This is a genomic window from Enterobacter sp. ECC-219 (assembly GCF_043966805.1).
Lineage (GTDB): Bacteria > Pseudomonadota > Gammaproteobacteria > Enterobacterales > Enterobacteriaceae > Enterobacter > Enterobacter cloacae_N.
This window is the reverse complement of sequence record NZ_CP143680.1, coordinates 1370625-1384875: the sequence shown is the minus strand read 5'-3', so window position 1 is coordinate 1384875 and position 14251 is coordinate 1370625. Positions and strand designations below refer to the sequence as shown.

Below are 14251 nucleotides of genomic sequence, written 5' to 3'. Positions count from 1 at the left end.
CCCTGCATCAGGGCGATTATTTTTTGTCTTTAACTTCTTCGAACTCAGCGTCGACAACGTCGTCGTCTTTCGCGTTGTTCGCAGAAGCGTCAGCGCCCGCCTGCTGCTGTGCGTGCTGCTGCTGAGCGATTTCCATCAGCTTCTGGGAAGCCTGTGCCAGCTCCTGCATCTTCGCTTCGATATCCGCTTTGTCTTCGCCTTTCAGAGACGTTTCCAGCGCGCTCAGTGCAGCTTCGATAGCAGTTTTATCTTCCGCTGGCAGTTTATCGCCCGCTTCTTCAACCTGCTTACGGGTGCTGTGCAGCAGATGGTCACCCTGGTTACGGGTCTGAACCAGCTCTTCGAACTTACGGTCGGATTCCGCGTTAGCTTCGGCATCACGAACCATTTTTTCGATTTCCGCTTCGTTCAGGCCAGAAGATGCCTTGATAGTGATCTTCTGCTCTTTACCGCTGTTTTTATCTTTCGCAGACACGTGCAGGATACCGTCAGCATCGATATCGAAGGTGACTTCGATCTGCGGCATGCCGCGCGGTGCCGGGTTAATACCATCCAGGTTGAACTGACCCAGAGATTTGTTATCAGACGCACGCTTACGCTCACCCTGCAGCACATGGATGGTTACCGCAGACTGGTTGTCTTCAGCGGTAGAGAACACCTGGCTGTGCTTGGTTGGGATGGTGGTGTTTTTGTTGATGAGCGCAGTCATCACACCGCCCATGGTTTCGATACCCAGAGACAGCGGGGTAACGTCCAGCAGCAGTACATCTTTCACTTCACCGGTCAGAACGCCGCCCTGAACCGCAGCACCGATAGCAACTGCTTCGTCCGGGTTCACGTCTTTACGTGGCTCTTTACCAAAGAATTCAGCCACTTTCTTCTGAACCATTGGCATACGAGTCTGACCGCCCACCAGGATAACGTCCTGGATATCAGATACAGACAGGCCAGCATCCTGCAGTGCAACTTTCAGCGGCTCGATAGAACGGTTCACCAGGTCTTCTACCAGGCTTTCCAGTTTCGCACGGGTCACTTTGATGTTCATGTGTTTAGGACCGGTCGCGTCTGCAGTGATGTACGGCAGGTTCACGTCAGTCTGCTGAGCGGAAGACAGTTCGATCTTCGCTTTCTCAGCGGCTTCTTTCAGGCGCTGCATTGCCAGCGGATCGTTACGCAGGTCAATGCCCTGATCTTTCTTGAACTCGTCAACGAGGTAGTTGATCAGACGGGTATCGAAGTCTTCACCACCCAGGTGGGTATCACCGTTGGTTGCCAGAACTTCGAAGGTTTTTTCGCCGTCAACTTCGTCGATTTCGATAATAGAGATATCGAAGGTACCACCACCCAGGTCGTAAACCGCGATAGTACGGTTGCCGACTTCTTTATCCAGACCGTAAGCCAGCGCAGCCGCGGTTGGTTCGTTGATGATACGTTTTACTTCCAGACCTGCGATACGGCCAGCATCTTTAGTTGCCTGACGCTGCGCATCGTTGAAGTAAGCAGGAACGGTAATAACAGCTTCAGTTACCGGCTCACCCAGATAATCTTCAGCGGTTTTCTTCATTTTTTTCAGCACTTCAGCAGAAATCTGCGGTGGTGCCGTTTTGGTGCCTTTCACATCAAGCCACGCATCGCCGTTATCTGCCGCGATGATTTTGTAAGGCATGATAGAAACGTCACGCTGAACTTCTTCGTCCTGGAAGCGGCGGCCAATCAGGCGTTTGATCGCAAACAGGGTGTTTTGCGGGTTTGTCACTGCCTGACGTTTAGCCGGCTGACCAACCAGAGTTTCACCATCCTGGGTATAAGCAATGATAGAAGGCGTGGTGCGATCGCCCTCGGCGTTCTCCAGCACGCGTGCAGTAGTGCCGTCCATAATCGCTACACAAGAGTTGGTAGTACCCAGGTCGATACCAATAATTTTACCCATCTAAACGTCTCCACTAAAAATTCAGTCAACATGTGGTTGTGTACCTGTAATAAGGGCAGAACGTGCTTTTTCAACTACCCAGATTTGATTTTTTTCAGGTCCACACACTGCGGTTGACTACAAGATGGGGTCGCGACGGCATCCATCAAGGGGGAACGATAAAAAAAATTTTAATTTCACCCTGATGAGATCATAGACGGCGTCGATGCCGCCCATTATGATGCCGCGCCCCGTCAGGGAGAATTGACGCGGGTTTAACCATTTCACCATATTAATGATGATTTTTTTGAGGACTTATGGGCAACACTAAGTTGGCTAATCCGGCTCCGCTGGGCCTGATGGGTTTTGGCATGACCACCATTCTGCTGAACCTGCACAACATCGGGATGTTCCCGATGGACGGCATTATCCTGGCGATGGGCATTTTTTACGGCGGTATCGCGCAAATCTTCGCGGGCCTGCTGGAATATAAGAAAGGCAACACCTTCGGCTTAACCGCCTTCACTTCTTACGGCTCGTTCTGGCTGACCCTGGTCGCCATCCTGCTGATGCCTAAAATGGGCCTGGCAGACGCGGCAAACGCCCACTTCCTGGGCGTCTACCTGGGCCTGTGGGGCGTCTTCACCCTGTTCATGTTCTTCGGCACCCTGAAAGGCAACCGCGCACTGCAGTTCGTCTTCCTGAGCCTGACCGTCCTGTTCGCCCTGCTGGCGATTGGCCACCTGGCGGATAACGAAGGCATCGTTCACGTAGCAGGCTGGATTGGCCTGGTGTGCGGCGCAAGCGCTATTTACCTGGCAATGGGTGAAGTGCTGAACGAACAGTTTGACCGCACCATTTTACCGATTGGTGAAAAACACTGATCCCTCTGTCGTGCCCGCCTCGCGGGCACGATATTCTCCCGCCTGACGAAGCCAAACGCCTAATCCCAGCCCCATCAGCGAGAGCGCGAGTACATACCAGGCAGGCGCCATCGGCGACACCCCCATCATCACCGTGACCACTATCGGCGTCAGCCCGCCGAAAATGGCATACGCGACGTTATAAGAGAACGAGATCCCGGTGAAGCGAACCTCCGGCGGGAAGGCGCGCACCATGACGTAAGGCACAGCACCCACTACGCCCACGCACAGCCCCACGATACCGTACAGCAGGAACAGCTGTTCAGGATGAGTGCCCGCCAGATGGTAGAACGCCCAGCTGGACGCGGCCAGTAGCAGGCTGCCGACAATAAAAGTCAGGCTGGCACCGAAACGATCCGCCGCCAGCCCGGCGGCCAGACAGCCAAAGCAGAGCATGATTGTCGCGATACTGTTCGCCTGTAAGGTCACGGCAGGGGCGAAACCGTACTGTTTCTGCAGCCACACCGGCGACATCAAAATCACCACCACAATGCCCGCCGACAGCAGCCAGGTGAGCAGCATCGACACCACCACCGCTTTTTTATGACGCACCACGACGGCTTTGACCGGCAGCTCCTGCGCCAGCGCCTTGCGCTGCTGCATTTCGAGGAAAATAGGCGTCTCCTGCAGCCAGCGGCGCAGGTACATTGCCACCAGGCCAAACGCCCCACCCAGCAGGAACGGAATACGCCAGCCCCAGTCGTGCACGGCCTGCTGCGTCATGCTGGTGTTGACTATCGTCGCCACCACCGACCCCAGCAGGATCCCGACGGTCAGCCCCGCCGTTAACGTTCCGCAGGCGATACCGATGCGGCGGGCAGGAACGTGCTCCGCCACAAACACCCAGGCCCCCGGCACTTCCCCGCCGATAGCCGCGCCCTGGAGAATGCGCATTAGCAGCAGCAATAGTGGGGCGAGAATGCCCATTGAGGCATAAGTTGGCAGCAGGCCAATGGCCAGCGTCGGCACCGCCATCAGCAGGATGCTCAGGGTAAACATCTTCTTACGCCCGACAAGATCGCCAAAGTGGGCCATGATGATGCCGCCCAGCGGACGCGCCAGATACCCGGCAGCAAAAATGCCGAAGGTTTGTACCTGACGCAGCCATTCCGGAATATCCGCCGGGAAGAAGAGCGCCCCCACCACGGCGGCGAAGAAAACAAAGATGATGAAGTCGTAAAACTCCAGCGCGCCGCCTAAGGCGGCGAGCGTGAGGGTTTTGTAGTCCTGTCGATTCAGAGGTCGGGTGTTATGTGACATAGCGAACCATTGTGCATGTGTTGTGGATAATTTTTTACAGTAATCGTAAAGAAAAAATTACTATATCGTAAATCCATTTACACGCTACTGCGGCTGGCGCTAATGTCACATTTTAGTTAATTTCAGGAGATTGTCTCGCGGCGTGCGCTTTTAGGACGAAATGCTGCTACCACTTTGTCGTCAGTTTCCACGTACGGCCCGTCAAGCAACTGTATACAATACGGTACACTCGCAAATATGCCGTGCACAATGACGCTGCCGTCCTCGGCTTTTAATCCTTCCAGCGTCTCTTTGATCGACTTCGGCTGTCCCGGCAGGTTCAGAATCAGCGCCTGCTTGCGGATCACCCCCACCTGCCGGGAAAGGATCGCCGTCGGGACAAAGTGTAGACTGATCTGGCGCATCTGTTCACCGAAGCCCGGCATTTCACGATCGGCGATAGCCAGCGTCGCGTCTGGCGTCACATCCCGGCGCGCGGGGCCGGTTCCGCCCGTGGTCAGCACAAGGTGACAGCTCATCTCATCCACCAGCTCACACAAGGTCTGCTCGATGATCGGTTGTTCGTCGGGGATAAGGCGAGTCTGGATCTCAAACGGGGTGGTCAGCGCACTCGCCAGCCACGCTTCCAGAGCGGGGATGCCTTTATCCTGGTAAACGCCGCTGGAGGCGCGGTCAGAAATCGACACTAAGCCGATGCGTAAGGTATTCATATCCATTCCATTCAAAAAGTACTGATTAAAGGGAATGATACACGCAGAGGGAAAATTCAGACAGGGATCAGAAGAAGACGCGTGACCGGGAGCCCGGTCACGCAGAATGATTACAGCAGGTCGCCGATCATTTTTTCCAGTTTTTCCTGGTCAACAGCAAACTTACGGATACCGTCCGCCAGTTTGTCTACGGCCATTGGATCCTGGTTGTGCTGCCACAGGAACTCAGATTCAGTGATGCGCTCTGGGCGTGCTTTCACTTCACCGGTGTAGGACAGTTTACGCTCCAGGGTACCTTCGCTCTCTGCCAGCTCTTTCAGCAGCGCAGGCGCGATGGTCAGGCGGTCACAGCCAGCCAGCTCGATGATTTCACCGACGTTACGGAAGCTTGCGCCCATAACCACAGTCTCATAGCCATGCTGTTTGTAGTATTCGTAGATTTCAGTCACAGAAATCACGCCTGGATCTTCAGCCGGTGCGTACTCTTTCTTATCGGTGTTGGCTTTGTACCAGTCCAGAATACGGCCCACGAACGGAGAAATCAGGTACACGCCTGCTTCCGCACACGCACGTGCCTGTGCGAAGGAGAACAGCAGGGTCAGGTTACAGTTGATGCCTTCTTTTTCCAGCTGCTCAGCAGCGCGAATGCCCTGCCAGGTCGACGCCAGTTTGATCAGGATACGGTCATTGCTGATACCCGCATCGTTGTACAGTTTGATCAGGCGTTTTGCTTTCGCGATTGACGCTTCGGTGTCGTAGGAGAGACGTGCATCCACTTCGGTAGAGATACGGCCCGGAACCAGCTTCAGAATTTCCAGACCGATGTTCACTGCCAGTTTATCAGTAGCATCCACAACCTGCTGCGCGCGGTCATTGCTCTGTGCTTTCGCCCAGGTCACAGCCTCGTCAATCAGTTTGCGATACTCAGGGATCTGTGCGGCGTTAAGGATCAGAGAAGGGTTAGTTGTGGCATCCTGCGGCTGGTACAGCTTCATTGCCGCGATATCTCCGGTGTCAGCTACGACAGTGGTGAACTGACGAAGGGAGGTCAATTTATCCGTCATGATAGTGTTTCTCTTTTAACGTGCCCTGGATAATTCACGCTACCGACAGCATGCCAGCAGCGGAAAAATGACAGGTTTACTTGTTAGGGGGATGTAACCGGTCTGCCCTGATGATAACACGACGGAGGGGTAGCGCAACCGCAGACAGTGCGCTTAGGCAGAGTATGATAAACTCAGAATATTAACAGGCTGCTAAGCAACAGCATGCCCAATCAGTGGTAGCGCTTACATATTCACATTGGCATCAACAAGAGGGACGTTAATGCCTGATTTCTTTTTCTTTATTAACGAAGTCCTCTGGGGTTCGATAATGATCTACCTGCTTCTGGGAGCAGGTATCTGGTTTACGCTACGCAGTGGGTTTATCCAGTTTCGTTATATCCGCAAGTTTGGCAGAAGTCTGAAAAACAGCGTCACGCCCCAGCCGGGGGGATTAACGTCGTTCCAGGTGCTCTGTACCAGCCTGGCGGCACGCCTTGGCAGCGGTAATCTGGCGGGCGTTGCGCTGGCCATCAGCGCCGGTGGGCCAGGCGCGGTGTTCTGGATGTGGGTCACGGCACTTCTAGGAATGGCTACCTCTTTTGCCGAAAGCTCGCTGGCGCAGCTTTACAAAGAGAAAGACAGAAACGGGCAGTTTCGCGGCGGTCCGGCCTGGTATATGGCGCGTGGCTTAGGAATGCGCTGGATGGGCGTTCTGTTCTCGCTTTTTTTACTTCTCGCGTACGGCCTAATCTTTAATACCGTGCAGTCAAACTCCGTCGCCCATGCCCTGCGCTATACCTTCTCCTGCCCGGAGTGGATCACCGGCATCGTTTTAGCCCTCTTTGTGTTGCTCACCATTTCTGCCGGCATCAAAGGCGTCGCCCGCCTGATGCAGTGGCTGGTTCCCATCATGGCGCTGCTCTGGGTTGCCGCGAGTCTGGTCGTCGCTGCGCTGCATGCCGACCAGGTTCCGGGCGTGATTGCGACCATCTTTAAAAGCGCCTTTGGCTGGCGTGAGGTCGCGTCTGGCGCCCTGGGTTACACCCTGAGCCAGGCGCTGATGGCAGGTTTTCAGCGAGGTATGTTCTCCAATGAAGCCGGAATGGGCTCCACTCCCAACGCCGCCGCGGCCGCCTCTTCCTGGCCGCCACACCCGGCAGCACAGGGGATCGTGCAGATGATAGGCGTTTTTATGGATACCGTTATTATCTGTTCCGCCAGCGCCATGATCCTCCTGCTGGCCGGCCCGGTACCCCATACCTCGGACGCCGTCGGGATCCAATTTCTCCAGCAGGCGCTGGTGAATCTTACCGGAGGCTGGGGGGCAGGATTTGTCTCGCTCATTCTGATGCTATTCGCCTTCAGCTCGATTGTGGTGAATTACCTGTACGCCGAAAACAACCTCATCTTCCTGAAATTCGACTCTCGTCCGGCCATCCTCTTGCTTCGCCTGGGCGTGATACTGATGGTGATCGCGGGCTCCCTTCTGAACATGCCGCTGGTCTGGCAGCTGGCGGATGTCATTATGGCGCTAATGGCAATCACTAACCTGACGGCGATCCTGCTGCTCTCGCCCGTTGTGAACCTTATTGCCAGGGATTATCTGCGCCAGCGCAAGTTGGGCGTCCCCCCGGTTTTTGATGCCGCACGCTATCCCGAAATTCAGTCACAACTCGCCCCCGGCACCTGGGATGATTTGCCCCGGCGATAACAGCTATCGATCAATTCAGGGCGATTTTTTGTTAAAGTCGCTCTAAATTTCCTGCAAGGACTGGATATGCTGATTCTGATTTCACCTGCAAAAACGCTCGACTACCAGAGCCCGCTCGCCACCGAGCGTTATACCCAGCCAGAACTGCTGGACTACTCGCAACAGCTGATCCGCGAAGCGCGTAAGCTCTCGGCGCCGCAAATCGCCTCGCTGATGAGCATCAGCGACAAGCTGGCAGACCTTAACGCGACCCGATTCCATGAGTGGCACCCGGATTTCACCCCCGCCAATGCGCGCCAGGCGATCCTGGCGTTTAAGGGCGATGTCTACACCGGCCTGCAGGCGGAAGATTTTAGCGAAGCCGACTTTGATTTTGCCCAGCAGCATCTGCGCATGCTGTCGGGTCTGTATGGCGTGCTGCGCCCGCTGGATCTGATGCAGCCATATCGTCTGGAGATGGGGATTCGCCTGGAAAACGCCAAAGGCAAAGACCTGTACCATTTCTGGGGCGACATCATCACCGACAAGCTGAACGCGGCGCTGCACGCTCAGGGCGATAACGTGGTGGTTAACCTGGCATCCGATGAGTACTACAAGTCGGTGAAACCGAAAAAGCTGAACGCGGAGATCGTTAAGCCGGTCTTCCTTGATGAGAAGAACGGCAAGTTCAAGGTCATCAGCTTCTACGCCAAAAAAGCGCGTGGCCTGATGAGCCGCTACATCATTCAGAACCGCCTGACGAAGCCGGAGCAGCTGACCGGGTTTAACAGTGAAGGGTATTTCTTTGACGAAGAGGCGTCGGGGAAAGGCGAACTGGTGTTTAAGCGTCACGAGCAGTAAAAAACAACCCCGCCTGCTGGCGGGGTTTTGCGTTAATGGCGTTTCCAGTCCGGTCCCGGACGGTGGTCGCGGTCGTTGCAGGCCCGGTAAGGCGTAGCCGCCACCGGGCAACACAATCACGCGCGCGTCATCATCAACTTACGCAGCGCCGCAAAGTCCGCCGGCAGCTCATGAGACAGCAGCGGCAGGTCAGCACGCTCGGCCAGCTCTTTCGGCAGCGGCAGCGTTTCGCCCAGGATCGCTTCCACGCTCTCTTTGAACTTCGCCGGATGCGCGGTGCCCAGGAACAGGCCATATTCACCCGGGTTAAGCTGGTCGCGCAGCGCCCGGTAGGCAATTGCCGCGTGCGGCTCAGAGGTGTACCCCACCGCCTTCAGCTCGCGCATGGTGGCTTTGGTGGTTTCGTCCGTCACCGCGGCGTAGCCCAGGTCACCCAGACGCCAGATCTTACGGCGGAACAGCTCTTCTACGCGCGGCCAGTTGTTCGGCTGTGACACGTCCATGGCATTGGAGAGCGTGGCCTGCGTGGCGTTAGGAGCCCATTTGCCGTCTTTCAGGAAGCGCGGCACGGTGTCGTTGGCGTTGGTAGCAGCGATAAAGCGTTTGACCGGCAGCCCCAGAGATTTCGCCAGCAGGCCCGCCGTCAGGTCACCAAAGTTACCGCTTGGTACGGAAACTACCAGCTGATTGCGCGCTTCCTGCGGCAGCTGCGCCACCGCTTCGAAGTAGTAGCAGATCTGCGCCAGCAGACGGCTGATATTGATGGAGTTCGCCGAGTTCAGCCCCAGCGCGGCCTTCAGCTCTTCATCATCGAACGCCTGCTTGACCAGCGCCTGGCAGGCATCGAAATCGCCGTCGATCGCCACGGTTTCAATGTTGCCGCCGAGGGTGCAGAACAGTTTTTCCTGCAGCGGGCTGATCTTGCCTTTTGGATAGAGGATCACCACGCGGACGTTTTTCAGGCCGTAGAACGCGTGCGCCACCGCCGCGCCGGTATCGCCGGAGGTGGCGGTCAGGATGGTCACCGGTTTGTCGCCGCTGATGTGGGTCAGCATCTGCGCCATAAAGCGGCCGCCGAAATCTTTAAACGCCAGGGTCGGGCCGTGGAACAGCTCCAGACAGCCAACGTCAGGCTCCACCTGCTTAACCGGAGCCGGGAAAGCAAACGCCGCGCGCACGCGCTCTTCCAGCAGCTCCTGCGGGATTTCGTCGCCGATAAACGCAGAAAGAATTTTGGTGCTGCGGGTGACAAAATCCTGCTTCAGCAGTTCATCAATCTCGGTCAGCTGAAATTCCGGCAGGTCATGCGGGAAAAACAGCCCCTGATTTTTGCCCAGCCCCTGAGTCACCGCCTGCGCGAAGCTGACCTGCTCGTTATGATCTTTAAGGTTGTAGAGTTTCATTAATTATCCCAGTACTCGTGCGCCAGCCGTGTCCAGACGGCAAATATGAACAAAGCCTTCCTGATTTTGCAGGTAGTGTTTAGAGAGCCAGTCCGCCACGCGCTGCGCGGTGTCTGGCTTATCGCACAGGGCGAACAGCGTCGGGCCGGAGCCGGAGATGCCGCACGCCTGCGCGCCGATATCCATTGAAGCCTGCCGCGCCTCGTTAAAGCCGGGCAGCAGCTTCGTGCGGTACGGCTCGGCAATGACGTCCTTCATTAGCTTCGCCGCCAGCTGCGGCTGACGGGTGTAGCAGGCGTGGATAAAGCCCGCCAGATGACGCCCGTGGGCGATGCAGTCCTGGCGACGATACTGCGCAGGCAGGATCGCACGCGCTTCCGCGGTAGAGACCTTAATGCCCGGATACGCCAGCACCCATAGCCACTCATCAAACCCTGGCACCTGCTGGCTGATGATGCCATTTTCTTCGATCATCAGCTGCATGCCGCCGAGGAAGCACGGCGCCACGTTGTCATAGTGAATGCTGCCGGAGATGCGCCCTTCCAGCTCGCCCATCAGGCCCAGCAGGCGACTGTTGTTCAGCGGCTTGCCGCAGTGCTCGTTCATCGCCACCAGCGCGGCGACCACCGAACAGGCGCTGGAACCCAGTCCCGAGCCAATCGGCATGCTTTTTTCCAGCGTCATGGCAACCGGCACGTTTTTGCCGATCTCCTGACAGAAGCGTTCCCAGCACTGATAGACGATATTTTCGCGCGGCTCAGACGGCAGCTTACTGGCAAAGCGGCCCACGTTATTCAAGCTGAAGCTCTCTGCCGCTTCAACCGTGACCGTATCGCCCAGCAGCGAACCATCTACCGGCGTCACCGCCGCACCCAGCACGTCAAATCCGACGCTCATATTGGCGCTGGAAGCCGGGGCATAAACTTTGACCATGTTAAACTCCTAACTTCCATGACAGGGTACGCAGCAGATCGGCAAACACACCCGCCGCCGTAACATCGTTCCCTGCGCCATAGCCGCGAAGCACCAGCGGCAATGGCTGATAATAGTGGCTGTAAAACGCGAGGGCGTTTTCGCCGTTTTTAACTTTGTACAGCGGGTCGTTGCCATCCACTTCGGCAATCTTCACCCGGCACACGCCATCTTCTTCAATGTTGCCAACATAGCGCAATACCTTACCTTCATCACGGGCTTTCGCCACTCGCGCGGCAAAAGCGTCGTCAAGCTGGGGCAAATTCGCCATAAAGGTGCTGACATCGCCGCTGCTGTCAAACTCGGCTGGCAACACGGGTTCAATCACGATATCGGAAAGCTCAAGCTCGCGCCCCGTTTCACGCACCAGGATCAGCAGCTTACGCGCCACGTCCATACCGGAGAGATCGTCACGCGGGTCCGGCTCGGTATAGCCCAGCTCGCGCGCGGCACGGGTGGCTTCCGAGAGGCTCATGCCCTCATCCAGCTTGCCGAAAATAAACGACAGGGAGCCGGAGAGAATGCCGGAGAAACGCTGCAGTTCGTCGCCCGCGTTCAGCAGGTTTTGCAGATTTTCGATAACCGGCAGGCCGGCACCGACGTTGGTGTCGTAGAGGAACTTGCGGCGCGACTTGCTCGCCGCCAGACGCATCTGGTGATAGTAATCCATCGACGAGGTGTTGGCCTTTTTGTTCGGCGTCACCACGTGGAAGCCTTCGCGCAGGAAATCGGCGTACTGGTCGGCCACAGCCTGGTTTGAGGTACAGTCAACGATCACCGGGTTAAGCAGGTGATACTCTTTCACCAGACGGATCAGGCGCCCCAGGTTGAACGGCTCTTTCGCCTCCTCCAGCTCCGCCTGCCAGTTTTCCAGGTTAAGACCGTGGACGTTGGTCAGCAGCGCCCTGGAGTTGGCGATACCGCAGACGCGCAGGTCGATATGCTTTTTCTTAAGCCACTCCTGCTGGCGCTTCACCTGCTCCAGCAATGCGCCACCGACCCCTCCTACGCCGATCAGGAACAGCTCGATCACCTGATCGGTGTTGAACAGCATCTGGTGCACCACGCGAACGCCGGTGGTCGCATCGTCGTTATCCACAACAACGGAAATTGAACGCTCGGACGAGCCCTGGGCAATCGCCACGATATTGATATTGGCCCGCGCCAGCGCGGCAAAGAATTTGGCGGAGATACCGCGCAGAGTGCGCATACCGTCACCGACCACAGAGATCACGGCCAGGCGCTCCTGAATGGAGAGCGGCTCCAGCAGTTCCTCTTTCAACTCCAGGTAGAACTCTTCTTCCAGCGCGCGGCGGGCGCGCAGACAGTCGACCTGCGGCACGCAGAAGCTGATGCTGTACTCGGAAGAGGACTGGGTGATCAGCACCACCGAGATACCGTTGCGTGACATGGCCGCAAAAACTCGCGCCGCCATGCCGACCATCCCCTTCATCCCCGGACCGGAGACGCTGAACATCGCCATATTGTTCAGGTTGGAAATACCTTTCACCGGCAGGCCATCTTCATCGCTGCTGGCACCAATCAGCGTGCCTGGCGCCTGTGGGTTACCGGTGTTTTTAATCAGGCAAGGGATCTGGAACTGGGCAATCGGGGAGATGGTACGCGGGTGAAGTACTTTGGCACCGAAATAAGAAAGCTCCATCGCTTCCTGATACGACATCGACTTCAGCAGCCTGGCGTCCGGCACCTGGCGCGGGTCGCAGGTATAGACGCCGTCGACGTCAGTCCAGATCTCACAACAGTCCGCGCGTAAACAGGCAGCCAGCACGGCGGCAGAGTAGTCGGAGCCGTTGCGGCCCAGCACCACCAGTTCACCCTTCTCATTTCCGGCGGTGAAGCCTGCCATCAGGATCATATGGTCAGAGGGGATTTTGCTTGCGGCGATACGGCGGGTTGATTCGGCAATATCAACGGTAGATTCGAGGTAGTGACCCACCGCCAGCAGTTTCTCAACCGGGTTGATAACGGTCACGCTATGGCCGCGCGCTTCCAGCACGCCCGCCATGATGGCGATGGAGAGTTTTTCGCCCCGGCAGATCAGCGCCGCGTTGACGCTGTCCGGGCATTGGCCCAGCAGGCTGATGCCGTGCAGCACATGTTTGATCTGAGCAAACTCCTGCTCAACGAAAGACTTCAGCTGCGCGAGCGGGAAACCATGCTGTGCCTCTGCCAGCCCCTGCAGCAGCTCAGAGAAGATACGCTCTGCGTCGCTGATGTTCGGGAGTGCATCCTGGCCACCGATGGTCTTTTCAATCATCGCCACCAGATGGTTTGTGATTTTTGCCGGGGCAGAGAGGACGGTCGCAACCTGCCCCTGCCTGGCGTTGCTCTCCAGGATATCGGCAACACGCAGAAAGCGTTCTGCATTTGCCACTGATGTACCGCCGAACTTCAACACTCGCATGGTTCTACCTCGTTTCCTTTAGCCGAAAAAAAAGCCCGCACTGTTCAGGTGCGGGCTTTTTTCTGTTTTTCCTGTACGCGTCAGCCCGCATCGTTACCTGTGGTAATGATGATGGTTGTGGTAATGGTGGTGATGCTGATGCGTTTCATGGATGTTGTGTACTCTGTCATTATTATCTGTCTGTGCTGTATTCTTTTAGGGTTAAAGGATCGGGCACCTTAAGTCAATGAATTTTTAATTTGATCACAATTCCGCAGACGTTCACGTCACGCTGCGCGCCGTTTTATTTTCATCCGAATCCCCCAACTGCAACCCTCCACGACAGACCTTTTCGCCATACTAAAAACTTATGGCAGCATTTTACTCGGCCAATTTTTTTTCAATATCGTGCAGCAAACGATGCAACATGGCGGTATCCCGCTGCTCAAGACGTCCAAGGCGCTGCTGTAGCCAGTCGGCCATTTTTCGATCGTCCGCAACGCCAAGGCTCGATAGCAGACTCTCCACGCGAGCACGAAGCGCGGCCAGCTGATTTTCATTTGCCGCTTCTGCCTGAGGTTGGGGGATTTGCATTAGGGAGGCTAATTGATAGCAATAGACCATGACCGCCTGGCCTAAATTCAGGGAAGGATAATCGGCTACCATCGGCGCACCGGTGAGAACGTCCGCCAGCTCAAGCTCTTCGTTGGTGAGCCCGGAATCTTCGCGACCAAATACCAGCGCGGCTTTCTCCAGCCACTGGCTTTTCTCCTCCAGCATGGGTACCAGTTCAGCAGGCGTGACGTAGTAGTGGAACTTCGCCCGGCTGCGTGCGGTGGTCGCAACGGTAAACGAAATATCGTGCAGCGCGTCGGCAAGCGTAGCGTAAGTCTTTATATTATCGAGAATATCACCCGAACCGTGTGCCACCCAGCGGGCGGCAGGCTCCAGGTGCGCAGTGCTGTCCACAATACGTAAATCGGTAAAACCCATGGTCTTCATAGCGCGCGCCGCAGCGCCTATATTTTCGGCTCTGGCTGGAGCGACCAGTACAATCGACAGATGCATTTATG

12 protein-coding genes and 1 other annotated feature are annotated in these 14251 nt (G+C 56.4%); of the genes, 3 read left to right on the top strand and 9 right to left on the bottom strand.

Annotated features, from left to right (window positions below; translation table 11 throughout):
• Positions 1-16: 16 nt before the first annotated feature.
• Positions 17-1930 (bottom strand): molecular chaperone DnaK, encoded by a 1914-nt coding sequence (gene dnaK / locus V1603_RS06520; RefSeq protein ID WP_163330292.1) that lies wholly within the window; start codon positions 1928-1930, stop codon positions 17-19.
• A 296-nt stretch (positions 1931-2226) separates the two neighbouring features.
• Between dnaK and satP the strand changes: the two genes are divergently transcribed.
• Positions 2227-2793, top strand: a complete 567-nt coding sequence (gene satP / locus V1603_RS06515) for an acetate uptake transporter (protein WP_061099280.1) — start codon at positions 2227-2229, stop codon at positions 2791-2793.
• On the opposite strand, the gene V1603_RS06510 is transcribed toward satP, so the two are convergent.
• From V1603_RS06510 to tal, 3 genes are all read right to left on the bottom strand, one after another.
• Positions 2770-4092: an MFS transporter gene (locus tag V1603_RS06510; protein ID WP_116342423.1), complete on the bottom strand. Its 1323-nt coding sequence runs from the start codon at positions 4090-4092 to the stop codon at positions 2770-2772. The two genes, satP and V1603_RS06510, sit on opposite strands and share 24 nt — an antisense overlap.
• A gap of 122 nt (positions 4093-4214) precedes the next feature.
• Complete coding sequence (gene mog / locus V1603_RS06505) at positions 4215-4802, bottom strand: molybdopterin adenylyltransferase (RefSeq protein ID WP_061099282.1); 588 nt, start codon at positions 4800-4802, stop codon at positions 4215-4217.
• 110 nt (positions 4803-4912) lie between these two features.
• Positions 4913-5866 carry a transaldolase gene (gene tal / locus V1603_RS06500; protein WP_008502045.1) on the bottom strand — a complete coding sequence of 318 codons (954 nt, stop codon included), beginning with the start codon at positions 5864-5866 and terminating at the stop codon, positions 4913-4915.
• Positions 5867-6128: 262 nt separating this feature from the next.
• Here tal and V1603_RS06495 point away from each other — a divergent pair, with 262 nt between their 5' ends.
• Both V1603_RS06495 and yaaA read left to right on the top strand, forming a co-directional pair.
• Positions 6129-7559 (top strand): sodium:alanine symporter family protein, encoded by a 1431-nt coding sequence (locus V1603_RS06495; RefSeq protein ID WP_166710082.1) that lies wholly within the window; start codon positions 6129-6131, stop codon positions 7557-7559.
• A gap of 66 nt (positions 7560-7625) precedes the next feature.
• Positions 7626-8399: a peroxide stress protein YaaA gene (gene yaaA / locus V1603_RS06490; RefSeq protein WP_061099284.1), complete on the top strand. Its 774-nt coding sequence runs from the start codon at positions 7626-7628 to the stop codon at positions 8397-8399.
• Positions 8400-8515: 116 nt separating this feature from the next.
• Here the strand turns inward: yaaA and thrC are convergent, their stop codons facing one another.
• The 5 genes from thrC to V1603_RS06465 form a co-directional block, all read right to left on the bottom strand.
• Complete coding sequence (gene thrC, locus V1603_RS06485) at positions 8516-9802, bottom strand: threonine synthase (protein ID WP_163330291.1); 1287 nt, start codon at positions 9800-9802, stop codon at positions 8516-8518.
• 3 nt (positions 9803-9805) lie between these two features.
• Positions 9806-10735 (bottom strand): homoserine kinase, encoded by a 930-nt coding sequence (gene thrB, locus V1603_RS06480; RefSeq protein ID WP_047957721.1) that lies wholly within the window; start codon positions 10733-10735, stop codon positions 9806-9808.
• 1 nt (position 10736) lies between these two features.
• Complete coding sequence (gene thrA, locus V1603_RS06475) at positions 10737-13199, bottom strand: bifunctional aspartate kinase/homoserine dehydrogenase I (RefSeq protein ID WP_395313659.1); 2463 nt, start codon at positions 13197-13199, stop codon at positions 10737-10739.
• Positions 13200-13223: 24 nt separating this feature from the next.
• Positions 13224-13341, bottom strand: a sequence feature (Thr leader region).
• Positions 13280-13348 carry a thr operon leader peptide gene (thrL, locus tag V1603_RS06470; RefSeq protein ID WP_015572623.1) on the bottom strand — a complete coding sequence of 23 codons (69 nt, stop codon included), beginning with the start codon at positions 13346-13348 and terminating at the stop codon, positions 13280-13282. It overlaps the preceding feature by 62 nt.
• 211 nt (positions 13349-13559) lie before the next feature.
• On the bottom strand, positions 13560-14246 hold the full coding sequence (locus V1603_RS06465; protein ID WP_320720980.1) for a tRNA/rRNA methyltransferase: 687 nt from the start codon (positions 14244-14246) through the stop codon (positions 13560-13562).
• Positions 14247-14251 lie beyond the last annotated feature (5 nt).

Coding starts and splice junctions, on each gene's coding strand:
- thrA (WP_395313659.1), bottom strand. CDS start 13,199: ATGCGAGTGTTGAAGTTCGGCGGTACATCAGTGGCAAATGCAGAACGC.
- mog (WP_061099282.1), bottom strand. CDS start 4,802: ATGAATACCTTACGCATCGGCTTAGTGTCGATTTCTGACCGCGCCTCC.
- V1603_RS06495 (WP_166710082.1), top strand. CDS start 6,129: ATGCCTGATTTCTTTTTCTTTATTAACGAAGTCCTCTGGGGTTCGATA.
- thrC (WP_163330291.1), bottom strand. CDS start 9,802: ATGAAACTCTACAACCTTAAAGATCATAACGAGCAGGTCAGCTTCGCG.
- tal (WP_008502045.1), bottom strand. CDS start 5,866: ATGACGGATAAATTGACCTCCCTTCGTCAGTTCACCACTGTCGTAGCT.
- V1603_RS06510 (WP_116342423.1), bottom strand. CDS start 4,092: ATGTCACATAACACCCGACCTCTGAATCGACAGGACTACAAAACCCTC.
- dnaK (WP_163330292.1), bottom strand. CDS start 1,930: ATGGGTAAAATTATTGGTATCGACCTGGGTACTACCAACTCTTGTGTA.
- yaaA (WP_061099284.1), top strand. CDS start 7,626: ATGCTGATTCTGATTTCACCTGCAAAAACGCTCGACTACCAGAGCCCG.
- satP (WP_061099280.1), top strand. CDS start 2,227: ATGGGCAACACTAAGTTGGCTAATCCGGCTCCGCTGGGCCTGATGGGT.
- thrB (WP_047957721.1), bottom strand. CDS start 10,735: ATGGTCAAAGTTTATGCCCCGGCTTCCAGCGCCAATATGAGCGTCGGA.
- V1603_RS06465 (WP_320720980.1), bottom strand. CDS start 14,246: ATGCATCTGTCGATTGTACTGGTCGCTCCAGCCAGAGCCGAAAATATA.